30 protein-coding genes are annotated in these 26,300 nt (G+C 39.6%); all 30 read left to right on the top strand.

Annotated elements, in window-relative coordinates; translation table 11 throughout:
• The 30 genes from sucD to flhB all read left to right on the top strand — a co-directional run bounded on the left by sucD (position 1) and on the right by flhB (position 26,260).
• Positions 1 to 903: a succinate--CoA ligase subunit alpha gene (gene sucD, locus QFZ72_RS18120; protein WP_070877236.1), complete on the top strand. Its 903-nt coding sequence runs from the start codon at positions 1 to 3 to the stop codon at positions 901 to 903.
• A 135-nt stretch (positions 904 to 1,038) separates the two neighbouring features.
• The gene (dprA, locus tag QFZ72_RS18115) at positions 1,039 to 1,920 is read left to right on the top strand and encodes a DNA-processing protein DprA (protein WP_307435978.1); all 882 of its coding nucleotides are present in this window, start codon (positions 1,039 to 1,041) and stop codon (positions 1,918 to 1,920) included.
• 222 nt (positions 1,921 to 2,142) lie between these two features.
• A complete protein-coding gene (gene topA, locus QFZ72_RS18110; protein ID WP_307435975.1) occupies positions 2,143 to 4,218 on the top strand; it encodes a type I DNA topoisomerase in 2,076 nt (691 codons plus the stop codon).
• Between the two features lie 53 nt (positions 4,219 to 4,271).
• Positions 4,272 to 5,579, top strand: coding sequence for an FADH(2)-oxidizing methylenetetrahydrofolate--tRNA-(uracil(54)-C(5))-methyltransferase TrmFO (gene trmFO, locus QFZ72_RS18105; RefSeq protein ID WP_307435973.1), 1,308 nt, complete (start codon positions 4,272 to 4,274; stop codon positions 5,577 to 5,579).
• A 62-nt stretch (positions 5,580 to 5,641) separates the two neighbouring features.
• A complete protein-coding gene (xerC, locus tag QFZ72_RS18100; protein WP_307435968.1) occupies positions 5,642 to 6,550 on the top strand; it encodes a tyrosine recombinase XerC in 909 nt (302 codons plus the stop codon).
• A gap of 25 nt (positions 6,551 to 6,575) precedes the next feature.
• Complete coding sequence (gene hslV, locus QFZ72_RS18095) at positions 6,576 to 7,118, top strand: ATP-dependent protease subunit HslV (protein ID WP_223442308.1); 543 nt, start codon at positions 6,576 to 6,578, stop codon at positions 7,116 to 7,118.
• A 19-nt stretch (positions 7,119 to 7,137) separates the two neighbouring features.
• Complete coding sequence (hslU, locus tag QFZ72_RS18090; protein WP_307435962.1) at positions 7,138 to 8,538, top strand: ATP-dependent protease ATPase subunit HslU; 1,401 nt, start codon at positions 7,138 to 7,140, stop codon at positions 8,536 to 8,538.
• A 27-nt stretch (positions 8,539 to 8,565) separates the two neighbouring features.
• Positions 8,566 to 9,345, top strand: coding sequence for a GTP-sensing pleiotropic transcriptional regulator CodY (gene codY, locus QFZ72_RS18085; RefSeq protein ID WP_070877243.1), 780 nt, complete (start codon positions 8,566 to 8,568; stop codon positions 9,343 to 9,345).
• Between the two features lie 286 nt (positions 9,346 to 9,631).
• Complete coding sequence (gene flgB, locus QFZ72_RS18080) at positions 9,632 to 10,021, top strand: flagellar basal body rod protein FlgB (protein WP_307435958.1); 390 nt, start codon at positions 9,632 to 9,634, stop codon at positions 10,019 to 10,021.
• A 2-nt stretch (positions 10,022 to 10,023) separates the two neighbouring features.
• Positions 10,024 to 10,476 carry a flagellar basal body rod protein FlgC gene (flgC, locus tag QFZ72_RS18075; protein WP_307435955.1) on the top strand — a complete coding sequence of 151 codons (453 nt, stop codon included), beginning with the start codon at positions 10,024 to 10,026 and terminating at the stop codon, positions 10,474 to 10,476.
• A 12-nt stretch (positions 10,477 to 10,488) separates the two neighbouring features.
• Positions 10,489 to 10,794: a flagellar hook-basal body complex protein FliE gene (gene fliE / locus QFZ72_RS18070; protein WP_307435951.1), complete on the top strand. Its 306-nt coding sequence runs from the start codon at positions 10,489 to 10,491 to the stop codon at positions 10,792 to 10,794.
• 81 nt (positions 10,795 to 10,875) lie between these two features.
• Positions 10,876 to 12,468 carry a flagellar basal-body MS-ring/collar protein FliF gene (gene fliF / locus QFZ72_RS18065; RefSeq protein ID WP_307435949.1) on the top strand — a complete coding sequence of 531 codons (1,593 nt, stop codon included), beginning with the start codon at positions 10,876 to 10,878 and terminating at the stop codon, positions 12,466 to 12,468.
• A gap of 13 nt (positions 12,469 to 12,481) precedes the next feature.
• Positions 12,482 to 13,501 carry a flagellar motor switch protein FliG gene (gene fliG / locus QFZ72_RS18060; protein WP_307439843.1) on the top strand — a complete coding sequence of 340 codons (1,020 nt, stop codon included), beginning with the start codon at positions 12,482 to 12,484 and terminating at the stop codon, positions 13,499 to 13,501.
• Positions 13,494 to 14,252 (top strand): flagellar assembly protein FliH, encoded by a 759-nt coding sequence (gene fliH / locus QFZ72_RS18055; protein WP_307435946.1) that lies wholly within the window; start codon positions 13,494 to 13,496, stop codon positions 14,250 to 14,252. The genes fliG and fliH overlap by 8 nt, the downstream gene beginning before the upstream one ends.
• Positions 14,253 to 14,259: 7 nt before the next feature.
• Positions 14,260 to 15,582, top strand: coding sequence for a flagellar protein export ATPase FliI (gene fliI / locus QFZ72_RS18050; RefSeq protein ID WP_307435944.1), 1,323 nt, complete (start codon positions 14,260 to 14,262; stop codon positions 15,580 to 15,582).
• On the top strand, positions 15,579 to 16,022 hold the full coding sequence (gene fliJ, locus QFZ72_RS18045) for a flagellar export protein FliJ (RefSeq protein WP_307435941.1): 444 nt from the start codon (positions 15,579 to 15,581) through the stop codon (positions 16,020 to 16,022). The genes fliI and fliJ overlap by 4 nt, the downstream gene beginning before the upstream one ends.
• An 11-nt stretch (positions 16,023 to 16,033) precedes the next feature.
• On the top strand, positions 16,034 to 16,618 hold the full coding sequence (locus tag QFZ72_RS18040; RefSeq protein ID WP_307435939.1) for a MotE family protein: 585 nt from the start codon (positions 16,034 to 16,036) through the stop codon (positions 16,616 to 16,618).
• Between the two features lie 32 nt (positions 16,619 to 16,650).
• Complete coding sequence (locus QFZ72_RS18035) at positions 16,651 to 18,090, top strand: flagellar hook-length control protein FliK (RefSeq protein WP_307435936.1); 1,440 nt, start codon at positions 16,651 to 16,653, stop codon at positions 18,088 to 18,090.
• 13 nt (positions 18,091 to 18,103) lie between these two features.
• Positions 18,104 to 18,535 carry a flagellar hook assembly protein FlgD gene (flgD, locus tag QFZ72_RS18030; RefSeq protein ID WP_307435933.1) on the top strand — a complete coding sequence of 144 codons (432 nt, stop codon included), beginning with the start codon at positions 18,104 to 18,106 and terminating at the stop codon, positions 18,533 to 18,535.
• Between the two features lie 68 nt (positions 18,536 to 18,603).
• Positions 18,604 to 19,566 carry a flagellar basal body rod protein FlgG gene (flgG, locus tag QFZ72_RS18025; RefSeq protein ID WP_307435930.1) on the top strand — a complete coding sequence of 321 codons (963 nt, stop codon included), beginning with the start codon at positions 18,604 to 18,606 and terminating at the stop codon, positions 19,564 to 19,566.
• Positions 19,567 to 19,611: 45 nt separating this feature from the next.
• Positions 19,612 to 19,833: a flagellar FlbD family protein gene (locus QFZ72_RS18020; RefSeq protein ID WP_307435928.1), complete on the top strand. Its 222-nt coding sequence runs from the start codon at positions 19,612 to 19,614 to the stop codon at positions 19,831 to 19,833.
• Positions 19,826 to 20,257, top strand: a complete 432-nt coding sequence (gene fliL / locus QFZ72_RS18015; protein ID WP_307435925.1) for a flagellar basal body-associated protein FliL — start codon at positions 19,826 to 19,828, stop codon at positions 20,255 to 20,257. The genes QFZ72_RS18020 and fliL overlap by 8 nt, the downstream gene beginning before the upstream one ends.
• A 34-nt stretch (positions 20,258 to 20,291) precedes the next feature.
• Positions 20,292 to 21,290 carry a flagellar motor switch protein FliM gene (gene fliM / locus QFZ72_RS18010; protein WP_307435923.1) on the top strand — a complete coding sequence of 333 codons (999 nt, stop codon included), beginning with the start codon at positions 20,292 to 20,294 and terminating at the stop codon, positions 21,288 to 21,290.
• Positions 21,283 to 22,395, top strand: a complete 1,113-nt coding sequence (fliY, locus tag QFZ72_RS18005) for a flagellar motor switch phosphatase FliY (RefSeq protein ID WP_307435920.1) — start codon at positions 21,283 to 21,285, stop codon at positions 22,393 to 22,395. The genes fliM and fliY overlap by 8 nt, the downstream gene beginning before the upstream one ends.
• Before the next feature lie 21 nt (positions 22,396 to 22,416).
• The gene (cheY, locus tag QFZ72_RS18000) at positions 22,417 to 22,779 is read left to right on the top strand and encodes a chemotaxis protein CheY (RefSeq protein ID WP_307435916.1); all 363 of its coding nucleotides are present in this window, start codon (positions 22,417 to 22,419) and stop codon (positions 22,777 to 22,779) included.
• A 21-nt stretch (positions 22,780 to 22,800) separates the two neighbouring features.
• A complete protein-coding gene (gene fliO / locus QFZ72_RS17995) occupies positions 22,801 to 23,451 on the top strand; it encodes a flagellar biosynthetic protein FliO (RefSeq protein ID WP_307439841.1) in 651 nt (216 codons plus the stop codon).
• Positions 23,448 to 24,113: a flagellar type III secretion system pore protein FliP gene (gene fliP / locus QFZ72_RS17990; protein WP_307435913.1), complete on the top strand. Its 666-nt coding sequence runs from the start codon at positions 23,448 to 23,450 to the stop codon at positions 24,111 to 24,113. The genes fliO and fliP overlap by 4 nt, the downstream gene beginning before the upstream one ends.
• A gap of 16 nt (positions 24,114 to 24,129) precedes the next feature.
• Positions 24,130 to 24,399, top strand: a complete 270-nt coding sequence (gene fliQ, locus QFZ72_RS17985) for a flagellar biosynthesis protein FliQ (protein ID WP_307435911.1) — start codon at positions 24,130 to 24,132, stop codon at positions 24,397 to 24,399.
• Positions 24,400 to 24,402: 3 nt separating this feature from the next.
• Entirely contained in the window at positions 24,403 to 25,191 is a 789-nt protein-coding gene (gene fliR, locus QFZ72_RS17980) for a flagellar biosynthetic protein FliR (RefSeq protein ID WP_307435907.1), read from the top strand.
• Positions 25,178 to 26,260, top strand: a complete 1,083-nt coding sequence (flhB, locus tag QFZ72_RS17975) for a flagellar biosynthesis protein FlhB (protein WP_307435904.1) — start codon at positions 25,178 to 25,180, stop codon at positions 26,258 to 26,260. The genes fliR and flhB overlap by 14 nt, the downstream gene beginning before the upstream one ends.
• The last annotated feature ends 40 nt before the right edge of the window (positions 26,261 to 26,300 follow it).

The following is a 26,300-nucleotide window of genomic DNA, read 5'->3' as shown; positions in this document are numbered from 1 at the left end:
ATGAGCGTATTTATTAACAAAGATACTAAAGTGATTGTACAGGGGATTACAGGATCTACTGCTCTATTTCATACAAAGCAAATGCTTGAGTATGGCACAAAAATAGTAGGCGGAGTTACCCCGGGAAAAGGAAACACGGAAGTAGAAGGAGTTCCTGTCTTTAATACAGTTGAAGATGCTGTTAAAGAAACAGGTGCAAATGCATCAGTCATTTATGTTCCGGCACCATTTGCAGCAGATGCAATCATGGAAGCTGTAGATGCTGAACTTGATCTCGTTATCTGTATCACTGAACACATTCCGGTTCTTGATATGGTTAATGTGAAGCGTTACATGGAAGGCAAGAAAACCCGCCTTGTCGGACCAAACTGCCCGGGTGTCATCACACCTGATGAATGTAAAATCGGCATCATGCCTGGATATATTCATACAAAAGGACATGTTGGCGTCGTATCACGTTCAGGAACATTAACATACGAAGCTGTTCATCAGCTCACTCAAGCAGGCATCGGTCAATCTACAGCTGTAGGTATTGGCGGAGATCCTGTAAACGGCACAAACTTTATCGATGTTCTTAAGGCATTCAATGAAGATGAGGACACATATGCAGTCATCATGATCGGCGAAATCGGGGGAACTGCTGAAGAAGAAGCAGCATTATGGATTAAAGAAAACATGACAAAGCCAGTTGTTGGCTTTATCGGCGGTCAAACAGCACCTCCTGGAAAGCGCATGGGCCATGCTGGTGCGATTATTTCAGGCGGCAAGGGTACTGCGGCCGAAAAGATCAAAACAATGAATGAGTGCGGCATCAAAGTTGCTGACACTCCATCTGTAATGGGTGAAACATTAATTGAAGCTTTAAAAGAAAATAATTTGCTGGAAAAATGTAAAACTCATTAAAAGATCTGGGAATAGCGTAATATGCTATTCCCTTCTTTCTATATGGCTCTTTTCCAATCCAAAATGAATACTCCGAAAATCATTCATGATATGACTTTTATAAAAACTATATATAATAGTAGAAAGGGACTTAAAATGCTCGAAATAGAAAAAAACCTTATCCATTTATCCCACTGCAGGGGCTTTCGCCATCTTAATTTTTTCAAACTGTTTAAAGCCGACCCAACTTTAAAATCTCTATACAGGTTCACAGATCAAGAGATTCAGCTGCTTTTCAAGCTTACAGATCAAACACTTCCGCAATTCCTTCAAGATTTCCACTCATTTAACCTCCAAGACATAAAGGCTCATTATGATGAACAAAACTTTCATATGCTCACTCTTTTTAATGAAACTTACCCAGAACTGCTGCGTGAGATTCCAGATCCCCCTCCAATTCTCTTTTATAAAGGTGACATAACTCGTCTAAAATCAAAAAAAATGATCAGTATAGTAGGAACACGGAATCCAACAACATACGGCACAAATGCGCTGAAAAAAATTGTGCCGCCCTTAGTCAGCGATGGATGGACCATTGTAAGCGGGCTGGCTAAAGGTATTGACGCTCTTGCCCATCGTGCCGCCTTAAATGAAAAGGGAGCAACAATCGGAGTTATTGCAGGTGGATTACAACACTTTTATCCTAAGGAAAATAAAGCACTGTTTGAAAAAATGTCCTCTGAACAGCTTGTCCTCTCGGAACATCCTCCAAATGTAAAACCTCAAAAATGGCACTTTCCCCAAAGAAACCGGATTATTAGCGGCTTGAGCCTTGGAACAGTTGTGATGCAGGCTAAAGAGAAAAGCGGATCGCTGATTACGGCTAACACTGCAATAGATCAGGGGAGACAGGTTTTTGCTGTTCCAGGGTCCATATTTGATGATTTCTCTGCTGGAGCAAATCAGCTGATCAAGCAGGGGGCATACCTCGCAGAAGACGGAAGCGATATCATAAATGATCTCATTTTGCAGGTATAATAAGCGTATTTTTCCTTCTTATGTTCATTTACTGTTTGACAAACTGCATCACTATATTTAATAATAGTGGAGATTTAACCTGTTTAAGCAAATCATGGAATGTATGCGTTATTCTTTGTATGCGGCAGGAATATCATTTCATTTAAAAGATAAACAAATAAATTGAAAAAAGTGAAAGTATGAAAATAAAGAGAGAGAACACCTCTTTAAGGAGGATCATGTATGTCGGATTTTTTAGTGATTGTTGAATCGCCGGCAAAAGCGAAAACAATCGAACGATATCTAGGGAAAAAATATAAGGTTAAAGCTTCTATGGGGCATGTCCGCGATCTTCCAAGAAGTCAGATCGGCGTAGACACTGAGGGGAATTACGAACCGAAATATATTACGATTCGGGGGAAAGGGCCAGTCCTTAAAGAATTAAAAACAGCAGCAAAAAAAGCAAAAAAAGTCTATCTCGCAGCTGACCCGGATCGCGAAGGGGAAGCTATTGCCTGGCACCTCGCTCATAGTCTTGACGTTGACGTTCTGTCAGACTGCCGTGTCGTTTTCAATGAGATAACAAAGGATGCCATCAAAGAATCATTTAAACATCCTCGTCCCATCAACATGGATTTAGTTGATGCTCAGCAGGCGAGACGTATTCTGGACAGATTAGTCGGGTACAAAATCAGCCCGATTCTCTGGAAAAAAGTAAAAAAAGGATTAAGCGCGGGACGCGTTCAGTCTGTTGCTGTCCGTTTAATCATTGACCGCGAAAAAGAAATAAAGGCATTTGTTCCGGAAGAATACTGGACAATAGAAAGTCAATTCTTAAAAGACCAAGATCTTTTCGATGGTGCATTCTTTGGGATAAACGGGAAAAAAGCGGAATTAAAAACCGAAGCTGATGTGAGCGAAGTGTTAAATAAAATAAAAGGCAACAATTTTACAGTCACAAACGTTTCAAAAAAAGAAAGAAAACGTAATCCGGCAGTACCATTTACAACATCTACACTTCAGCAGGAAGCGGCCCGTAAATTGAATTTCAGAGCGAAAAAGACAATGATGATTGCACAGCAGTTATACGAAGGAATGGACCTTGGTAAAGAGGGGACTGTCGGTCTGATTACGTACATGCGTACAGATTCTACAAGAATTTCTGAAACAGCTCAGCAAGAAGCATTTACTTTCATTGAACAGAAGTATGGCAAAGAATTTACGAATACAGAGAAGAAGACTGCGAAGAAAAATTCAAATACCCAAGATGCCCATGAGGCGATCCGCCCTACTTCAACTCTGAAGGATCCTGCATCTTTAAAAGAGTTCTTAAGCCGTGACCAGCTGCGTTTATACAAATTAATCTGGGAACGTTTTGTAGCAAGTCAAATGGCATCTGCCGTACTTGATACAATGAGTGTAGATTTAAACAATAACGATGTGATGTTCAGAGCAAATGGCTCCAAAATTAAATTTCCTGGATTTATGAAAGTATATGTCGAAGGAAATGATGATGGAGTGGAAGAGAAGGACCGCATGCTTCCTGATTTACAAAATGGAGATGTGGTTTATTCAAAGGATATAGAACCTGCTCAGCATTTCACTCAGCCTCCTCCTCGCTATACAGAGGCAAGACTTGTGAAAACGCTTGAGGAGCTTGGAATAGGCAGACCGTCAACTTATGCACCTACTCTTGATACGATTCAGAAAAGAGGCTATGTTGCCCTTGATAATAAACGATTTATTCCAACTGAGCTTGGTGAGATCGTTCTTGAATTGATCATGGAATTTTTCCCTGAAATCATTAATGTTGAATTTACGGCTAAAATGGAAAACAGTCTTGATGAAATTGAAGACGGAAATGTACAATGGGTCAATATCATTGACGATTTCTATAAAGATTTTGCAAAGCGCCTTGAAGTCGCTGAAAATGAAATGGAAGAAATCGAAATTAAAGATGAACCTGCAGGTGTTGACTGTGAAGAATGCGGCAACCCACTGGTGTTTAAGATGGGGCGTTACGGAAAATTCATGGCTTGCTCGAATTTCCCTGATTGCCGCAATACAAAACCGATTGTGAAAGAAATCGGGGTTCCTTGTCCGAAATGTGAAAAAGGAAATATCGTTGAAAGAAAATCAAAGAAACGCCGCATTTTCTATGGCTGTGATCAGTTTCCGGAATGTGATTTCCTATCATGGGATAAACCGATTGCAAGATCATGTCCAAAATGTGATAATATGCTAGTTGAGAAAAAACTTAAAAAGGGCATGCAGGTACAGTGCGTGAACTGTGATTATAAAGAAGAACAGCAAAAGTAAAGGTGAGCGAAGTCTTGCTCACCTTCTTTATGTGTTTTATGGAGGTTAAACAAATGAACAATAAAACAGTAAATGTAATTGGAGCCGGTCTTGCCGGAAGTGAAGCAGCATGGCAGCTTGCAAATCGCGGAGTCCAGGTAAACTTGTATGAAATGAGACCGGTAAAACAAACACCTGCTCATCATACAGATAAATTTGCAGAATTGGTGTGCAGTAATTCCCTGCGAGCAAATGGTTTAACAAATGCAGTAGGCGTTCTGAAAGAAGAAATGAGAATGTTTGATTCAGTCATTATTAGATCTGCTGACGATTGTGCAGTACCAGCAGGGGGCGCACTGGCAGTTGACCGTCACGAATTTGCAGCCCTTGTTACGGATCGTGTGAAAGGGCATCCTAATGTTGCGGTCATCACTGACGAAGTAACTGAAATCCCCGCTGGTCCTACAATTATTGCAACTGGACCGCTTACTTCTAAAGCGTTATCCGAGCAATTAAAGGCGCTTACGGGTGAAGAATATTTGTACTTTTATGATGCAGCTGCACCAATTCTTGAAAAAGACAGCATTGACATGGACAAGGTATATTTGAAATCCCGTTATGATAAAGGCGAAGCAGCATATCTAAACTGCCCGATGACAGAAGAAGAGTTTGAACGTTTCTATGATGCGCTCGTTGAAGCCGAAACCGTTCCTCTAAAAGAATTTGAAAAGGAAATTTTCTTTGAAGGCTGCATGCCGATTGAAGTAATGGCAAAACGCGGTAAAAAGACAATGCTTTTTGGCCCGCTTAAACCAGTTGGACTTGAAGATCCGAAGACTGGAAAAAGACCACATGCGGTTGTTCAGCTCAGACAGGATGATGCTGCCGGCACTCTTTATAACATTGTCGGTTTTCAGACACATTTAAAATGGGGGCCGCAAAAGGAAGTATTGAAGCTGATCCCGGGTTTAGAAAATGCAGAGATTGTCAGATACGGTGTCATGCACAGGAATACATTCATTAATTCTCCTAAAATGCTTAAGCCGACTTATCAGTATAAAGAGAGAGAGGATCTGTTCTTTGCAGGTCAAATGACAGGTGTTGAAGGCTATGTAGAATCTGCAGCTTCAGGCTTATTGGCAGGCATCAATGCTGCAAATTATGTTCTTGGGGAAGAATTGCTTGTGCTTCCGCATGAGACTGCAATGGGAAGCATGGCAAGATATATTACAACAGCAAATCCTGACAATTTCCAGCCTATGAATGCGAACTTTGGCATTTTTGCAGAGCTTCCTGAGCGCATCAAAAATAAAAAAGAACGCTATGAAAGATACGCTAACAGAGCGATAGAAACAATTCAAAAAATTTCGAAAAAATCATAGAAATCATTTGCAAGGGCTGCTGAATGTATGATAACATTTAGTAGCCCTTGTGAGGTGTTATGATGGAAAATGTTAAGAATTCTTTAAGTCTGTTCGTAGAATATTTACAAATTGAGAAAAACTATTCACAATATACAATTGTGAATTATGTTGCTGATATAGAAGATTTTTTTATATTTATGAAGGAACAATCCTTGATTGATCTTCAGCTCATTACATATTCTGATACAAGATTATACTTAACTCAGCTGCATCAAAAAAATTTTGCCAGAAAATCAATTTCAAGAAAAATTTCTTCGTTAAGAAGCTTTTACAGATTCCTTAATCGGGAAAAGCTATCAGCAGAAAATCCATTTGCGAGTGTCTCTCTTCCCAAAAAAGAGCAGAGGCTGCCTCAATACTTATATGAAAAAGAGCTCGAGCAGCTGTTTACTCTATCAGATCCTGCTACTGCAGCCGGCCAGAGAAATCAGGCATTGCTTGAAGTTTTATATGGTACAGGTATAAGGGTAAGCGAATTGTGTCAAATCAGGCTTTCCGATCTTGACTTGCATATAGGAACTGTCCTTGTGAACGGCAAAGGCGGTAAACAGCGCTATGTTCCCTTTGGAAGTTTTGCACAGGACACTTTGGAACTTTATCTATCTTCAGGAAGAAAGCAGCTGCTTCTTAAAGATAAACAAAATGGAGATCATGATCATCTTTTTGTCAATCAGCGGGGCGGACCTTTGTCTGTAAGGGGTGTCCGGCACATTTTAAATGAAATGATTAAAAAGACTTCTTCAACAATGAATATCAGCCCGCATATGTTCAGGCATACGTTTGCGACACACCTTTTGAATGAAGGGGCTGATATGAGAAGCGTTCAGGAGCTTTTAGGCCATTCCCATTTATCTTCTACACAAATCTATACTCATGTGACAAAAGATCATTTGCGGAACATTTATATGTCTCATCATCCGCGTGCTTAAAGAAAAAGATTACGGAGGTATTTGTATGTCTCAATTTCATGCGACGACCATTTTTGCGATCCAGCACAACGGCAAATGTGCAATGGCAGGCGACGGTCAAGTAACATTCGGCAATGCAGTTGTAATGAAACACACTGCAAAAAAAGTGCGAAAGCTATTTAACGGCAAGGTCATTGCTGGATTTGCCGGTTCAGTAGCAGATGCGTTCACTTTATTTGAAATGTTTGAAGGAAAGCTTGAAGAATACAATGGAAACCTCCAGCGTGCAGCGGTCGAGCTGGCAAAAGAGTGGCGCAGCGATAAAGTGCTGCGAAAGCTTGAGGCCATGCTCATCGTCATGAACGAAGAAGATATCCTTCTCATTTCTGGTACAGGCGAAGTGATCGAACCTGATGACGGGATTTTAGCGATTGGATCTGGCGGAAATTATGCTCTCTCAGCAGGAAGAGCGCTTAAAAGATATTCTGGTGATGCGCTCTCAGCAAAAGAAATAGCAGAAGCAGCACTTCAGATGGCCGGAGAAATTTGCGTTTATACAAATCTGAATATAACAGTAGAAGAGTTATAAAGAGAGGAGTAATGATCAAATGAAAGAAATGACGCCAAGACAAATTGTTGAACGTTTGGATCAGTATATTGTTGGTCAGAAAGACGCAAAAAAAGCGGTTGCTGTAGCTTTAAGAAACCGTTACCGCAGAAGTCTGCTGTCAGAAAACCTTCGCGATGAAGTTGTGCCGAAGAACATTTTAATGATTGGACCTACCGGTGTAGGAAAGACGGAAATTGCAAGAAGAATTGCAAAGCTTGTAGGAGCACCTTTCATAAAAGTTGAAGCAACCAAATTCACTGAGGTCGGCTATGTAGGACGTGATGTTGAATCAATGGTCCGTGATCTAGTTGAAACATCAGTCCGATTAGTAAAAGAAGAAAAAATGACAGAAGTAAAATCCTCAGCTGAAGAAAATGCGAATAGAAGACTTGTAGAATTATTAGTTCCTGGCAAGAAAAAGCAAACATCATATAAAAACCCATTAGAAATGCTTTTCGGCGGTGCTCAGGGTACCTCACAAGAACAAGATGATTATTCAGCTGAAGAGCAGTCTACGGAAGAAAAAAGACGCAAAATTGCTCATCAGCTTGCTTTAGGCGAACTTGAAGAACACCATGTCACGGTGGAAGTAGAAGAACAGCATGCTTCAATGTTTGATATGCTTCAAGGATCGGGTATGGAACAAATGGGCATGAACATGCAGGACGCATTAAGCAGTTTTATGCCTAAAAAGAAGAAAAAGCGCAAGCTCACAGTGCGCGAGGCGCGAAAAGTTCTGACAAGTGAAGAAGCGCAAAAACTGATTGATATGGATGATGTTACACAAGACGCAGTTTTGCGCGCAGAGCAAATGGGCATCATTTTCATAGATGAAATCGACAAAATCGCCAAGAAGAATCAAGCTGGTTCTTCAGCTGATGTATCCAGAGAAGGAGTTCAGCGCGATATCCTCCCAATCGTTGAAGGATCAACAGTGGTAACAAAATATGGATCTGTCAAAACAGATCACGTGCTGTTCATTGCTGCAGGTGCTTTCCATATTGCCAAACCGTCTGATTTAATTCCTGAGCTTCAGGGAAGATTCCCAATCCGTGTTGAACTGACTAAATTAAATGTTGAAGATTTCGTTCGGATTTTAACAGAGCCTGATAATGCTCTGCTGAAGCAATATACGGCTTTATTGGAAACAGAAGGTATACAACTTGAATTTTCTGACGATGCTATTCGTAAGATTGCAGAGGTTGCATTCCAGGTCAATCAGGACACGGATAATATCGGGGCAAGAAGACTTCATACGATCCTTGAAAGACTTCTCGAAGACCTTTCATTCGAAGCACCTGAGATCACATTAGATAAAATAGCGATCACACCTCAGTATGTCGAGGATAAATTAAGCAAAATTGCTAAAAACAAAGACTTAAGTCAATTTATTTTATAATTACATATTTCCAGGAGGAACTTACTAATGGCTTTATTGCAAAAAACAAGAAAAATTAATGCTATGCTTCAAAAGGCAGCAGGAAAACCAGTTAATTTCAAAGAAATGTCGGAAACTTTAAGTGATGTCATCGAAGCAAATATATTCGTCGTCAGCCGCCGCGGCAAACTTTTAGGATTTGCCATCAATCAGCAGATCGAGAATGAGCGTATGATTCAAATGCTTGAAGATCGTCAATTTCCTGAAGAATACACAAAGAATTTATTTAACGTCAATGAAACATCATCAAACCTTGATGTTTTCAGTGAGTATACAGCTTTCCCTGTTGAAAACCGCGAGCTGTTCAAAAGCGGCTTGACTACAATTGTACCTATCATTGGAGGCGGAGAGCGTCTCGGAACACTTATCTTAGCTCGTCTGCAGGCTCAATTCGAGGATGATGATTTAATTCTTGCTGAGTATGGAGCTACAGTTGTCGGAATGGAGATTCTTCGTGAAAAAGCAGAAGAAATTGAAGACGAAGCAAGAAGCAAAGCAGTCGTTCAAATGGCAATCAGCTCTTTATCTTACAGTGAATTAGAAGCAATTGAGCACATTTTTGAAGAATTAAATGGAAATGAAGGCTTGCTGGTTGCGAGTAAAATTGCTGACCGAGTAGGAATTACCCGTTCGGTAATCGTTAATGCATTGCGCAAACTTGAGAGTGCTGGAGTTATTGAATCACGTTCTCTTGGTATGAAAGGCACGTACATTAAAGTATTAAATGATAAATTTCTATTTGAACTTGAAAAATTAAAAACAAATTAACAATATCTTTTTACAAAAAAGCACTTCTTTTGAAGTGCTTTTTTGTTTTGCCTGGACAAAATGTTAATTCGAGTGTAAAAATCCCTATGACCATTAAATCACCGTGGAAAATAGTGTAAAAATACTAGGTAAAAAGAACTTAAATAAAAATAGATACAAATTCCGACCTTTTTTTACAAAACCTTCATAGACTTTAAGACTATTTTTTCTTACAATTACAGTATAGATTTAACATAATTCGACAATATACCATTCGAAAGGTATAAGGATTTTGTGAGGGGACTAAATGAAAATTTTTTCTGAAACCATTCATTCGCTTGAAAATGCTGTGAATCGATCTGCAGTTAAGCAAAAAGTAATTAGTCAAAATATTGCCAATGTAGATACTCCCAATTATAAATCGAAAGAAATTGACTTCAAACAGTCCTTAGATTCTGAAGTGAGCAGGCTTCTAGCTAAAAAGACTGATCAGCGTCATCTTTCTTTCGGATCAGGACAAGAATCCTACTCGATTAAATCCAAAGCAAACACATCCTACCAGGCAAACGGCAATAATGTAGACATAGATCGTGAAATGTCAGACTTGGCTGAAAATCAAATTTACTACAATGCACTTATTGACCGTTTAAGCAGTAAATATAACTCGCTTAAAACGGTGATTAGAGGAGGAAGCTGATTATGAATATTTTCAGTCAGTTAAATACAACCGCTTCTGCTCTAACAGCGCAGAGATTAAGAATGGATGTCATCTCATCCAATATGGCAAATGCGGATACAACAAGAGCTGTCTTTGAAAATGGCGAATGGCAGCCCTACCGGCGCAAAATGGTCGTAACTGAGCCAAATGGAAATACGTTTTTATCTCACTTACATAGAGCACAGGGTAAAGCGGCAAGTGACATGTCTGGTGTAAAGGTCACAGAAATCAAGGAGGATCAAACTCCATTTAAACTGGTATTTGATCCTGAACACCCGGATGCAAATGATCAAGGATATGTAGAGCTCCCCAACGTTGATCCTTTAAAAGAAATGGTTGATTTAATGAGCAGTACACGGTCATACGAGGCAAATGCAACAGTTTTTAACGCTTCTAAAGACATGCTGATGAAAACATTAGAATTAGGAAAGTAGGATTGAGGATCCATGATTCAAGCTATATCACCCTTTCAGATGCAGAGTGTTAAGGAAAGTCAAAATCAGGACGTTCAAAATAATAATCAAACTCAACAGACCTCATTTTCCGATTTCTTAACACAATCGATCAATGAAGTGAATTCCATGCAGGTGAAATCAGATCAAATGACCGCTGCATTAGCAAAAGGGAAAAATGTTCAATTGCAGGATGTTATGATTGCCACTGAAAAGGCGAGTGTAACCATGCTTGCAACAATTGAAATCAGAAATAAAGCCGTAGAAGCATATCAGGAAATGATGAGAATGCAAATGTAATCTTAATATGTATAAAACTAGCGATGGATGCCGACTTCTCTATGCAGCATTCATGTCGTCATTATCGGGGGATTTCCAGGAATGAATCAGAAGTTAATGGAATTTAGAAATAAAATAGTACAGGTTTGGACTGAACGCACGAAAGCACAAAATGCTTTTATCATTAGCGGAATTGCTGCTTTGCTTCTTTTTATTGGAATTGGATCTTATATGGCATCAAATCCCAATCTTGTAGCGCTTTATAAAGATCTATCACCCCAAGAGACAGGTCAAATAAAGGAAACGCTGGATGCTCAAGGGATTCAATCAAAAATCGCAGATAATGGTGCAACAATATTGGTGCCCTCTGAGATGGTTGACAATCTAAAAGTTGAGCTTGCAGCTGAAGGAATCCCGAACAGCGGTGTGATCGACTATTCGTTTTTTGGTCAAAATATTGGATTTGGGATGACAGATAACGAATTTGATGTTTTGAAGCTGAAAGCCACACAAACAGAACTTTCAAATTTAATAAAAGGTATTGAGGGAGTACATGACGCAAAGGTCATGATAAATCTTCCGAAAGAATCTGTTTTTGTTAATGAAGACAATGGCTCATCTACCGCCTCTATTGTCTTAAGTATGAAGCCCGGAATACAGCTTGATCAGACAAAGGTAAATGCCCTTTACCATCTCGTTTCAAAAAGTGTTCCTGGTCTATCTACAGATAATATCGTCATTATGGATCAAAATTTTGCGTATTTTGATTTAAAAAATGATAAAAATATTCCTTTTGTTGAAAATATTTCCACTCAGCATGATTTGAAAACGAAAATTGAGCGGGATATTCAGCGTCAAGTCCAAAAAATGCTCGGAACGATGATGGGTCAGGATAAAGTAATTGTATCTGTTACTGCTGATTTAGACTTTACCCAGGAAAACAGAGAAGAAAACATCGTTGAGCCTGTTGATAAGGAAAACATGGAAGGTCTTGCGGTAAGTGTAGAAAGAATTACTGAGACATATACAGGCGAAGGTGCACCTGAAGGCGGCGTTACCGGAGCTGGAGAAGATGATGTGCCTGGCTATGAAGCTGTCCAGGGTGAAGGTACAGGGGATTATGAAAAAATAGAAGAACGAATAAATAATGAAGTAAACCGTGTTAAGAAAGAAATCGTTGAAAGTCCATATAAGGTTCGTGATTTAGGAATTCAAGTCATGGTTGAACCACCTTCTTCAGATGATCCAAGTTCATTATCTGCTGAAAGTGTAAATGACATTGAAAAGCTCCTTGGGACGATCATCCGTACTTCGATTAATAAGGATGAAACGGCAGAGCCGCTTACAGATGAACAGATAGAGGAGAAAATATCCGTTTCCGTACAACCGTTTGCAGGGAAAATGGACCTGTTGGATGAGACGAAATCATTTCTTCCAGTCTGGCTTTATGCGGCGGGTGGAATTCTCTTGCTGATCATTATTATCCTTCTGTTTTTATTATTTAGAAAAAAACGCAAAGCAGAAGACGAATATGAAGAAGAAGACATTTTTGTACAAGAGAAATTGATCCTGCCCGATGTAAATGATGAGCATGAAAGTGAGACATCTGTAAGGAGAAAACAATTAGAAAAAATGGCCAGAGAAAAACCGGAAGATTTTGCAAAGCTGCTCAGATCTTGGCTGACGGAAGAATAGGAGGTTTTAAGTGATGGTAAGAAGAGCACACAATGGAAGACTTACTGGGAAGCAAAAAGCCGCCATCCTTCTGATTTCCCTTGGTCCGGATGTAGCTGCATCTGTTTATAAGCATCTATCAGAAGAGGAAATTGAACGTCTGACTCTTGAAATCTCAGGAGTCAGAAATGTAGATTCTCAAAATAAAGAAGAAATCATTGAAGAGTTTCATCAAATTGCGATGGCTCAGGAATTTATCTCTCAGGGAGGCATCTCTTACGCGAAACAGATTCTCGAAAAAGCTTTGGGAGAAGATCGGGCATCAAGCATCATTCACAGGCTGACATCTTCACTGCAGGTTAAACCTTTTGATTTTGCAAGAAAAGCTGATCCTGCACAGATCTTTAATTTTATACAGGGGGAGTATCCCCAAACAATTGCCCTTATTTTATCTTATTTGGACCCCGTACAATCGGGCCAGATCTTATCGGGCTTGCCGCATGAGCAGCAGGCTGATATTGCAAGGCGCATCGCTAAAATGGATCGTACTTCACCGGAGATTATCAATGAAGTGGAACAGATCCTTGAGCGGAAATTATCATCATCTGTCACTCAGGATTATACACAGACAGGCGGCGTCGAAGCTGTAGTTGAAGTTCTTAACGGTGTAGACCGCAGTACAGAAAAGACCATTCTTGATTCTCTCGAAATACAAGATCCGGAACTTGCAGAGGAAATAAAAAAGAGAATGTTTGTATTTGAAGATATTGTGACACTTGACAGCAGAGCGATTCAGCGTGTCATCCGCGACGTGGAGAACGAGGACTTAATGCTTTCTCTGAAAGTTGCAAGCGAGGAAGTAAAAGAAGTTGTCTTTAAAAATATGTCAAAGAGAATGGCAGAGACATTTAGAGAAGAAATGGAGTTTATGGGTCCAGTCAGACTTCGTGATGTTGAAGAAGCTCAGTCACGCATCGTTGCAGTTATACGCAGACTTGAAGACGCCGGTGAGATCGTAATCGCCCGCGGCGGAGGAGATGATATCATTGTCTAAATTGATTAAATCGGCCCATGCATTTCAGCAGGAAGACGCAAAAAAATCAATTTTATTACAGACAATCGACTTCAGTCCTCCTTCAAATGTAAGAGAAAATCCAGAACTGTCGGTGAAAGCAAAAGTATTTTTGCAGCAGGCAAGCGAGGAAGCTGAAATCCTTGTTCAAAAAGCTAAAGCTGAAGCGAAAAGCATCCGAAATATTATAGAGGCTGAGCGGCAGCAATGGAATTCTGAGCGGGAGATGCAAAAAGAAGAAGCGAGACAAGATGGATACCTTGCCGGTCTGAATGCCGGAAAAGAAGAAGGCTACATGCAATACATCTCCCATCTTGAAGATGCACGGGAAATTGTTCAGCAATCAAAGGAAGATTATATCGGCAAAATTGTTTCAGCTGAAGAAACGATCGTCAAGCTTGCTGTTAAATTGGCTGAGAAGCTGATTTTTATTGAAATGGAAGAACATCCGGAGTGGTTTTTGGAGCTTGTTAAAAAAGCATTAAATGAAGTTCGCGAGTATCCTGAAATTAAAATTTTTGTTCATCCGATACATTATGGTCATGTTTTAAAACAAAAAAATGAATTAGAGAATATGCTTATGTCTAAATCAGACTTGTTTATATTTCCTGATGATGCATTGCCGAAAGGAAGCTGTCAAATTGAATCACCTTTTGGAAAGGTGGATGCAGGAATCGATGTACAGCTTCAGCAGCTGAAGCAGCAAATGCTTGAATTGGTTGGAGAGGAATGAGCACTTTTTGAAAGCAGAGGAGTTAATCTCGAAAATAGATACCCTGGAATCTTATAAAAGATATGGAAAAGTAACCAAAGTGATTGGACTTATGATTGAGTCAAGAGGCCCGGAAAGTTCAATAGGAGATTTATGCTATATCCATACAGGTTCCAATAAGGAATCAGCCATTCCGGCTGAAGTGGTTGGATTCAAAGGGGAAAACGTCCTATTGATGCCATTTGAGCATCTTTCACAGATTTCACCAGGCAGTATCGTGGAAGCAACAAATGACTCTTTGAAAATAAAAGCAGGTTCTGGTTTGATCGGTCAAGTTGTAGATGCGTATGGCCATCCTCTAAATCTAGCCCCTTTGCCTAAAGGTTTAACGCCAATATCTACTGAACAAAGTCCTCCAAACCCTATGAGAAGACCTCCAATAAATGAGCCGATGGAAGTAGGCGTTCGCGTGATCGACAGCCTGCTGACTGTAGGAAAAGGTCAGCGTGTAGGGATTTTTGCGGGAAGCGGCGTAGGGAAAAGTACACTCATGGGAATGATTGCAAGAAATACAAAAGCGGATCTGAATGTGATCGCTCTAATAGGAGAGCGCGGCCGCGAAGTCAGGGAATTCATTGAAAAGGATCTGGGAGAAGAAGGGCTTAAGCGTTCTATTGTAGTAGTGGCAACCTCAGATCAGCCGGCTTTAATGAGAATGAAAGCTTCATATACTGCTACAGCCATCGCTGAATATTTCCGGGATAAAGGCTTGAATGTCATGTTTATGATGGATTCTGTTACAAGGGTTGCCATGGCACAAAGAGAGATAGGACTCGCAGTCGGCGAACCTCCAACAACCAAAGGCTATACACCAAGTGTTTTTGCCGTCCTGCCCAAGCTATTAGAGCGGACAGGCACAAACGAGAAAGGAACCATTACTGCTTTTTATACCGTGCTTGTAGATGGTGACGATATGAATGAGCCGATTGCGGATACAGTGCGCGGAATACTCGATGGACACATCGTGCTTGACCGCAGCTTGGCTAACAAAGGCCAGTTTCCGGCAGTCAACGTATTAAAAAGTATAAGCAGGGTAATGAATCAAATTGTTTCTGATCATCAGAAAAAGAATGCGGCAAAACTAAGAGAATTACTGGCCACTTATATGAATTCTGAAGACTTGATTAATATTGGAGCTTACAAAAGAGGTTCGAACAGGGAGATTGATGATGCCATCCGATTTTATCCGAAGATCATTTCATTTTTAAAACAGGATGTGCACGATAAAATCACTTTTGCAGAGAGCGCAGCCTCATTAGAACGATTGATTGAAAAAGGTGAGAATGGGTGAAATATACATACCGGTTTCAAAAAGTGCTTGAATTAAAAGAAAATGAAAAAGAAAAGTCTCTTGAAGACTATAACCGTTCTGTTTCTGAATTTGAAAAAGCCGCAGAAAAGCTGTATGACTGCCTGAAGAAAAAAGAGGTGCTCGAAGAGAGAACCGTAAGGCAGCTGAACACAGGCATGCCTGTACAGGAAATCCGCCATTTTCAGCAGTTTGTCACTAATTTAGAAAAAACGATTACCCATTATCAGCGGCTGGTCGTTATGACAAGAGAAAACATGAATGAAAAACAGCTTGAGCTTACTGAAAAAAATATTGAAGTAAAGAAATATGAAAAAATGAAAGAAAAGCATTATGAAGTACATCTCGAACATGTGAAAACGTCAGAATCAAAGTTCATGGATAATCTCTCGATTCAGGCCTTTGCACTTCGGGGAAATTAGGTGAAAATACTGTGAAAAACAATGAGAATGATTCAAGCAAGCTTCAATGGACATTTTTTGTAATTGTCATTCCATTCATATTTACTATTACGTTCATTACGGTCATCTTAACAGTCGCAGGCGTTGATGTGGCAGGGAAAATGAAAGAAGTGATCTTGCATCTGCCGGGAACTCCAGAACATACGAGCGTACATGAGGAAAAAAACAGCAAGAATGCAGATGCCTCCCTTACAGCAGAGCTTGAGGAAGAAAATAAGCTTCAAAAAACCACCATTGAAAAACAGCAGCAGGAAATATCTGCCCTGGAAAATGACGCTGACCTTAAAGTGAGAGAAATTCAGCAGCTCAGCCAAGAAGTAAAGTCCCTCAAAGAACAGCTGCTTGGAAGAGAAAACAAAGAAAAAGAAGGAAAAGATATCGCTAAACTCTATGAAAAGATGTCCAGCAAAAAAGCCGCTGAAATCATCCCGTTTTTATCAGATGAAGAGGCATTACTGATTTTAACTTCCATTAAAGATGATCAGCTCATTGCAGTGATGGAAAAAATGTCAGCTGAGGATGCTGCGAAATATACAAAAATGCTTGCAAAATCCTGACACCATAGATGACTTGTAGGGGAGGTGAAAAGGTGAAAATTTCTGCTGACTCACTAAATACCGGGACTGTATGGCAGAACGCGCATCAAAAAAGTGAACAATCTGCTTCTTTTCAAACCCTTTTTGATGGCTTGCAGCTTACTGAACAAGAAGATCATTCATCAGTTGCTGTATCCGAAAAGATTTATGAAGAGAATCATCCAGAATTTGATTTTAACGAATTTGAAGAGGAAATAAAGGGTTTTTTAACGACTATACCTTTGGAAGAAGGGTACTTCATTCAATCTCCATTGTTAAATCAGAAAATCACTCAATTAGCAGAGCTAGCAGATGAGGATGAAGGCCATATTATCCTTACAATCTTAACTCATTCTGAATCTATGGAGAATATTTTCGCTCAGCTGAACGAACAGCCGGCTGCAGTATCAGTGATACTGCTTACAGTGATGGCTGGAATTATGCAGTTGCCTGGATCAAAAGAAATAACGGAGCTTAAAAATGAACTGATTTCCTATTTTCATAGAGATCGGCCGGATCTTATAATGAAGGACTCTTCTCTTGCAGAGGCAATAAAGATTTTTAATGAATATGATCAGAGCGGAAATCAAATGAGCAGAACTGCAGAAAATAATCGTTCCGGTCTTGTGCATACTCCTGTAAATGAGAATTTAATACAAGCGGAATTAACCTCAAAAGTAAGAGATCCTGTTAAAAACATGATGGAAGAAATGCCTCTCTCAGCACAAAAATATGAACTTCCTAAAATGACTGGCCAATATAATAGCCAGAATCTGAATGGTGACAGCAATGAAGCAATTTTATTAGTAAATACAGAAGAACGTTATCGTATTTACTCATTAGGACAAAACATTGGTGCACCTCCAATTAAAATGTTTAATAAAATCAAAACAGCAGGCACTGAGGGCAATAAGAATTTACCTGTTTCAGGCATGACAGGTCAAGATGTGCAAAGAAATCTCTCTTTTTCAGAAAGTGGTTTACAAATAAATACAGGAAAAGCAGAAGGTTTCTCAACATCAGATAAAGAGATTCCAGCCCCTCAAAATAAGCAGTTATTTAATAATCAAGTTACAGAAGCTTTTAAACGGTCCAAACCGCTATTTAAAGCTATTGGTTCATCTCAGATGACCATCCGTTTAGCTCCAGAACATTTAGGGATGCTGACAATAAAACTTCAGCAGCAGGATGGAAAAACGATTGCGAAGATCATTACTTCCACACAATCCGCAAAGGAGCTGGTTGAACAAGGCATTCATCAACTGAAACAAGTACTTCCAGCTATCAGTATTCAGGTTGACAGGTTTGAAATATATAGCGAACAGCTGGAGCCTTCATTTAATCGCAGTCATGAAGAAGCTGATCAACATCGCCGTGAACAAGACAGATCAAGAAAAGAATCAAAAGAAGATGAAAGAGATACGTTTAAAGCACATTTAAATATGCTGACGTAAGCGGAGGATGAAAATGACTCAAAACACAATTGATGCAGGACTGCTCTTATCTTCTACTAATACAGCAGAAAGATTCGGGGGAAAATCCAGCTTAGGTAAAGACGACTTCTTGAAAATCTTGATTGCCCAGCTTCAAAATCAGGATCCGCTTAATCCAATGGAAGATAAAGAGTTCATTTCTCAGATGGCCAGTTTTTCTTCACTTGAACAAATGACAAATATGAGTACTCAGCTCAGTGATTTTATTCAGCTTCAAGTGAATGATGGTATTTTAAAGTACTCTGAAATGATAGGAAAACAAGTTGAGTGGGAGTCAAGTGAAGGCAAGTCTTCCGGAATCGTTAAATCCATTAAACAGTCAGGTGCAGATATTATTCTGGAAATGCAGGATGGACAAGAAGTGCCAAGCGCTTTGATTACAAAAGTGACAGTTCAGAATTCATAATTTTTAAAAATTGAAATTCAAATTGATTCAGCACCTAAATGCTGACCATTAAGGGAGAGAGAAAATCTATGTTGCGTTCAATGTACTCTGGTGTAAGCGGTATGAAAAATTTTCAGACAAAACTTGATGTGATTGGAAATAACATCGCAAACGTTAATACTTATGGTTTCAAAAAAGGCCGAGTTACCTATAAGGATTTAATAAACCAGCAAATTGCAGGCGCCAGTGCAGCAACAAATAATTCAAGCGGAATGAACGCGAAACAGGTAGGCCTTGGTTCAGCCCTGAGCTCTATTGATACCATTCACACTGCTGGTTCTAATCAAACGACCGGCCGTACACTGGATCTTGCGTTGGCGGGTGATGGATTTTTTGTAGTTGGAACGATTAAAGATTTAGATGCTGTAGGTTTAGATACAAAAGACGAAATGAAAGATAATAAAATTGCAGATGGGACTCCAATAGATGATGCAATTGATTTACACTACACGCGATCTGGGAATTTTTATTTAGATGATAAAGGTTATCTGGTTACTTCTGATGGGTTATATCTAATCGGAAAAGCGGGTGAAAAACCTGAGGATGAAAATGGGGAATGGGGAGAAGATGTTTCTGAGTCTGCGGGACTTATTCAAGTTCCATTGACTGCTAAAAGTTTCAATATTGGTCCTGATGGAAAGGTTAGCTTTGTAGATGCTGAAGGAAATTTAAAGGTGGCAGGACAAATTCTTGTAGCAAATTTTGCAAATGAAGGCGGTCTTGAGAAAGTTGGCGGTAATTTATATAAGCAATCCAGCAACTCAGGGACTCTTAATACTAACGAAGAGGATGGGGTACAGGTCGACGAACTTTCAATTCCTGGCCAAGACGGTGCAGCAGCAATTATGGCCGGAATGCTCGAAATGTCGAACGTAGACCTTGCGGATGAATTCACAGAAATGATTGTGGCTCAGCGCGGATTCCAGTCAAATACAAAAATTATTACGACTTCTGATGAAATTCTTCAGGAATTAATGAATTTAAAACGTTAAGTTAGGGGGCAGGGGGCTCATATCTATATATGACCCCCGCAGAATTTGATTTTATTAACTCGTTTGAACGGAAAGTCTTTTACACTAAACGCGATTTACATAGAGCAGGTAGAGTCTTTTCCGGACACAACCATAACACTTACCAACGGGAAAAAATTTGTTGTAAAAGAATCAGAAGCTGCCGTTTCAATATTAACTCGCAATTTTTATAGAGAAATTCAACTTTTACATGCATCAGGTTCTGCGGAGGTGACCGGACATGAATAAAAAATTATTAACCATCATGCTTGTCATCATTACATCCATTACGTTAATAGGCGTATCAGCATTAGTCATCGTAACAAATTTTATGGATACGGCAGAAGCAAAAGAAAAAGAGCCGTCCATCGATGAGGTCATCGAGTATTCCTTTGATCTTCCGGAAATTACGACTAATCTGGCAAGTGATAACATTGTCCGTTTGTCTTTTAAACTAGAAACGGACAGCAAGAAAGCGAAAGAAGAGCTCGAAAAAAGAGAATTTCAAGTCAGAGATATTATCATTTCAGAGCTTTCAAATATTCCTGCTGAAGAATTGGATGGAAAAGACGGTATGGACGCTTTTAAAGAGACTGTTAAGAAGCGGGCAAACGAATTGATGCAAAAAGGCAAAATTCAGAAGGTCTACACAACCTCCTATATCATTCAATAGTTTGGCATAAAACCTGTACAGGAGGTGTGAATGCATGACAAGTGAAATATTGTCTCAAAATGAAATTGATGCTTTGCTGTCAGCTATTTCGTCAGGTGAAATGGATGCAGATGAATTAAAAAAAGAAGAAACAGAACGAAAAGTAAAAGTTTACGATTTTAAGAGAGCTCTAAGGTTTTCTAAAGATCAAATTAGAAGCTTAACGAGAATTCATGAAAACTTTGCAAGGCTTTTAACAACGTATTTTTCAGCTCAGCTGAGAACATATGTCCAGATCAGTGTAGGATCTGTAGATCAGCTGCCATATGAAGAATTTATCCGGTCGATTCCAAAGATGACCATTCTTAATGTATTTGAAGTTAACCCTTTAAAGGGGCGCGTATTAATGGAAGTCAACCCGATTATCGCTTATGCCATGATGGACAGGCTTATGGGCGGACTTGGCACAGGCATAAATAAATCTGATCAATTGACGGAAATTGAAAGCAGAATTATGTCAAACCTGTTTGAAAAATCACTTGATAATTACAAAGAGGCATGGAGCTCAATCTATAACATAGAGCCGGTCATGAATGATCTTGAAGTCAACCCGCAGTTCCTTCAGATGGTTTCACCGAATGAAACGGTGGTTGTGATTTCGCTGAACACTCAGATTGGTGAAACGAGCGGCATGATAAATCTCTGTATTCCGCATGTCATCTTAGAACCGATTATTCCCCGTTTAAGTGTTCACTTTTGGATGCAGTCTGAAAGAAAAGAACCAAAGCAAAACGAAGTTGAAGCTCTAGAAAGAAAAATTCATTCAGCAGAACTTCAGATTATCGCGGAACTGGGAATATCAGAGATTACCATACAAGAATTTTTGGACATTCAAGCGGGAGATGTTATACAGCTGGAAAAAGCCATTGATCAGCCTTTAGTGGTCAAAATTGGAGATAAACCAAAATTTTATGGTCAGCCCGGTAAAGTAAAAAGAAAAGCAGCAGTGCAAGTAATCGGCCATTATCAGAGGGGGCACGAAGAAGGTGAGTAATGGGATGTTATCTCAGGATGAAATTGATGCTCTTTTAAAAGGAACAGATTCAATTGATGAAAAGAGTTTTTCGATAGAAACCGACGATTATTTAAATGATATGGAAAAAGATGCAATTGGGGAGATTGGCAATATTTCATTTGGCAGTTCAGCTACAGCACTATCTACATTGCTGCATCAAAAAGTGGAAATTACCACTCCAACTGTTTCTGTTGTGCAAAAACAAAGATTATCAGATGAGTTTCCACATCCATATGTAGCGATTAAGGTGAACTATACAGAAGGATTTATCGGCAGTAATCTGCTTGTGATTAAACAAAGTGATGCAGCGATAATCGCTGATTTGATGATAGGAGGAAATGGTGAAACTTCTGATTCAACACTGGATGAAATTATGATCAGCGCGGTTCAAGAAGCGATGAATCAAATGATGGGGTCAGCTGCAACCTCAATGTCTACGATCTTCAACAAAAAAGTAGATATCTCTCCTCCGTCTATTGAGCTTCTTGATGTAAAAGAAGGAGAGGGAACAGAAGCCTTTCTAAAGGAAGATTTATTTATAAAAGTGGCATTCAGGCTGAAGATCGGTGTTTTAATAGATTCAGAGATTATGCAGCTGCTGCCTCTGCAATTTGCAAAAGGTCTTGTTGATGAGCTAATGAATCCAAATGAGCAGGCTGCGGCGATTGAAGCTGTTAAAGAAGAAAGACGGATTGAACCAGCACCTCAGAACCGGCCCAGTTATGCTTCACAGCCTGTTCAGCAAAGCGCAGAGAAACGGCAAGTCGATGTTAAACCGGCTGAATTTTCATCTTTCGAACCTGTTCCAGCCTATCAAAATGAAATGAAAAATCTTGATATGCTGCTTGATATCCCACTTCAGGTAACTGTTGAGCTTGGCCGCACAAAGCGTTCAGTTAAAGAAATTCTGGAACTTTCCTCCGGCTCAATTATTGAATTGGATAAACTTGCAGGCGAACCTGTTGATATTCTAATTAACAATAAAATCGTCGCACAAGGGGAAGTAGTTGTTATTGAAGAAAATTTCGGAGTGCGGGTGACTGATATTTTAAGTCAGTCTGAGCGTTTAAATAAACTAAAGTAATCAATCATGGGAGTGACTGAAATGGCACATAAAATTATGATCGTGGACGATGCAGCATTTATGAGAATGATGATCAAAGATATCTTTACAAAAAATGGATTTGAGGTTGTAGCTGAAGCTGCTGACGGTGCACAGGCTGTTGAGAAGTATAAAGAGCATTACCCGGACCTTGTAACAATGGATATTACTATGCCCGAAATGGATGGCATTACCGCCCTCAAAGAAATTAAAAAAATGAACGCTCATGCAAAAGTCATCATGTGTTCTGCCATGGGACAGCAGGCAATGGTCATCGATGCGATTCAAGCAGGCGCAAAAGACTTTATCGTGAAGCCTTTTCAGGCAGACAGAGTGCTTGAAGCCATTCATAAAACATTAAGTTAAAAGGAGTCTTTCCACTTGCAAGTGAAAATCAATTGGGCCGGAATAGCTATCATAGTTTTCCTCTTCCTTATACCATACGGTGAGACAGTTGTTCATGCGGAGCAGGGGACTGAATCCGTAGCAGATTGGGTCGGGTCAGATGAAAAAACGGCTGACAGCAAGAGTGAAAAAACCGGCGGGGATGAAATAAATCAGTCTGCTGATACGTCGGTTACAGCTTGGGATTTCATTAAGATGATCCTCTCAACTGCATTTATCTTATTTTTAATTTACATACTGCTTAAATTTGTGAGTAAAAGAAAAAATTTCACTTCTTCATCAAATTACATTGAAAATCTTGGCGGAACAAATATCGGTCAGAATCGTTCCATTCAGTTAATAAAAGTAGGGAAAAAAGTCCTTGTAGTAGGTGTTTCAGATTCGGTTCAGCTGTTAAAAGAAATTGAGGATGAGGATGAATGCAAAGAGATAGTAGAGGAACATCAGCAAAGATTCGCTCCTGCGATTGACCCGAAACATTGGCTAAACAAAGTATCTGGGCCGTTATTTAACACTAAAAATAACAGGAGCGCAAGCGGGCATTCATTTTCCTTTAAAGAACAGCTGGAGCAATTAAAAAAGGAAAGACGAAGCAGCTTAGAGGATTTGACAAGAAAGGATTACACAAAATGAATGAATTTGTGGAAATATTCAGCAATAGCGATGCGGAAAATGTAAGCACCTCTGTAAGATTGCTGCTGTTGCTGACTGTCCTCTCTCTCGCACCTAGCATTTTAATTTTAATGACATGTTTTACCCGTATCATCATCGTTCTGTCTTTTGTAAGGACGTCACTCGCAACGCAGCAGATGCCCCCGAACCAGGTGCTGATCGGCATTGCCCTGTTTTTAACATTTTTCATTATGGCCCCGACTTTTTCAGAAATCAATAAACAGGCATTGACGCCATTATTTAATGAAGAAATTAGACTCGAAGAGGCTTATGAAAAAGCAGCTCTCCCTTTAAAAGAATTTATGAGCAAGCATACGAGGCAAAAGGATTTAGCTCTGTTTCTTGAATATGCAAAGATGGAAAAGCCGGAATCGGTAGAAGACATTCCGCTTACAGCGCTTGTTCCTGCGTTTGCAATCAGTGAAATAAAAACCGCTTTTCAAATTGGGTTTATGATTTTTATACCATTTTTAGTCATCGACATGGTGGTAGCAAGTATTTTGATGTCAATGGGAATGATGATGCTTCCGCCTGTGATGATTTCACTTCCATTTAAAATTCTGCTATTTGTTCTTGTAGATGGGTGGTATTTGGTCGTGAAATCACTTCTTCAAAGTTTTTAAGTAGGAGATTAAACATATGAGTTCAGAATTTGTCATTTCGATTGCTGAAAAAGCCATTTATACAACCTTAATCATATGCGGTCCTCTTTTGGCGATCGCATTGGTTATTGGATTAGTTGTCAGTGTTTTTCAGGCTACAACACAAATTCAGGAGCAGACGCTTGCTTTTGTTCCTAAAATTGTGGGAGTGCTGATCGGGCTCGTCTTTTTCGGCCCGTGGATGCTGTCAACCATCATATCGTATGCCCAGGATATTTTCGGCAATCTTAATAGATTTGTAGGTTAAGACATGAATGTAATTGAAAGTTTTCCGGCTTTTTTGCTTATCTTTGCAAGAATGAGCGCATTTTTCGTTACACTGCCGCTGTTTTCGTATCGCACGATTCCATCATCACATAAAATCGGTTTTTCTTTTTTTCTTTCTCTTATCGTATTTACTGCAGTAAATCCAGAACCGATGGAACTGAACGGAGCATTTATTCTCCTTGCAGTAAAAGAAGTCATGATCGGTCTTTTCATTGGTTTTTCTGCCTATCTTATGATGGCTGCTGTGCAAATAGCCGGCAGTTTGATCGATTTTCAAATGGGATTTGCCATTGCCAATATTATCGATCCGCAAACCGGGGCGCAAAGTCCGTTAATTGGTCAATTCCTTAATATCCTGGCCTTGCTCTTTATGCTGAGTGTAAACGCCCATCATCTCTTGCTGGACGGCGTTTTTTACAGTTTTCAATACATTCCGCTTGAGAATGCTGCGTTTCCTCTCAAAGATGGGAATATCGCTAATATGATCACAAAATCGTTCAGTGCGATGTTTTTGATCGCCTTTCAAATGTCATTTCCTGTTGTGGCATCGCTGTTCCTGGTGGATCTGGCTCTTGGAATTGTAGCCCGCACTGTGCCTCAGCTGAATATTTTTGTAGTTGGACTTCCGCTGAAAATTGGTGTCAGCTTTATTATGCTCATATTAGTCATGGGAGCGATGTTCATTCTCATCCAGCATGTGTTTGAAACCATGCTATATACGATGGGGGGGTTAATGGAAATAATCGGAGGAGCAGGAAATGGAATTTCTTAAACTTGATCTGCAATTCTTTTCAGGTGAAAAAACAGAAAAAGCTACTCCGCGCAAGCGTGATGATGTCAGAAAAAAAGGACAGGTTGCCAAAAGTGCAGATGTAAATACGGCAATCAGCCTGCTGGCCATTTTTTTATCCCTTCTGTTTATAGGGCCATTCATGCTGCAGCGAATACTCGCAATGATGAATGCCTCTTTGCAAGAGACAATTTTACTGAATTTGACAGAAAAAAATGTCCATGAACTGATGGTTGAGATGGTGATCGAGTCAGCTTATATAAGTGCTCCTGTCATGGGGGTGGCATTAGTTGCAGGAGTCGCAGGAAACTATATGCAGGTAGGCTTTTTATTCTCAACAGAAGCCATTCAGATGAAGCTTGAGAAAATTAATCCGATTCAAGGCTTCAAGCGTATTTATTCCATGAGAGCGATTGTTGAACTGCTTAAATCGATATTGAAAATATCATTTGTGGGAGCTGTAACTTTTTCTGTCATCTGGTTTCAGATAGGAGAAATTTTGTCTCTTTCAAAATTAACAGTAGAAAAAGCGTTCATATTCATTGCAAAGCTCACCTTTCAAATGGGATTGTTTGCTTCCATTGCCCTGTTATTTCTCTCGCTGCTTGATTATTTTTATCAAAAATTCGATTTTGAAAAGAACATCCGCATGTCAAAGCAGGATTTAAAAGATGAGTACAAAAAGTCAGAGGGAGATCCGTTAATTAAGTCGCGAATTAAACAAAGACAAAGAGAAATGGCAGCCAGACGCATGATGCAGGATGTCCCGAGTGCAGATGTCGTCATTACAAACCCGACCCATTTTGCTATCGCCTTAAAATATGACGAAGACAAAATGGATGCACCGTTCGTTGTCGCTAAAGGAGTCGATTTTGTTGCTCAAAAAATCAAAGAGACGGCAAAAGCAAATGATGTGACAATGGTAGAAAATCGTCCTTTAGCTAGAGCGCTTTACGATCAAGTTGAAATCGGAAAAGCGGTGCCTGAAGAATTTTTTAAAGCTATTGCAGAAATATTGGCTTATGTCTATCAGCTGAAAAATAAGATTTAAAGTTTTATAGGATACAGGTTCTGTTTGAAAGAGAGGTAAA

The sequence above is a fragment of the Bacillus sp. V2I10 genome (assembly GCF_030817055.1).
Classification (GTDB): Bacteria; Bacillota; Bacilli; order Bacillales; family Bacillaceae; genus Bacillus_P.
Note: the sequence above shows the minus strand (reverse complement) of the source record. Positions and strands in the feature narration are given on the sequence as shown.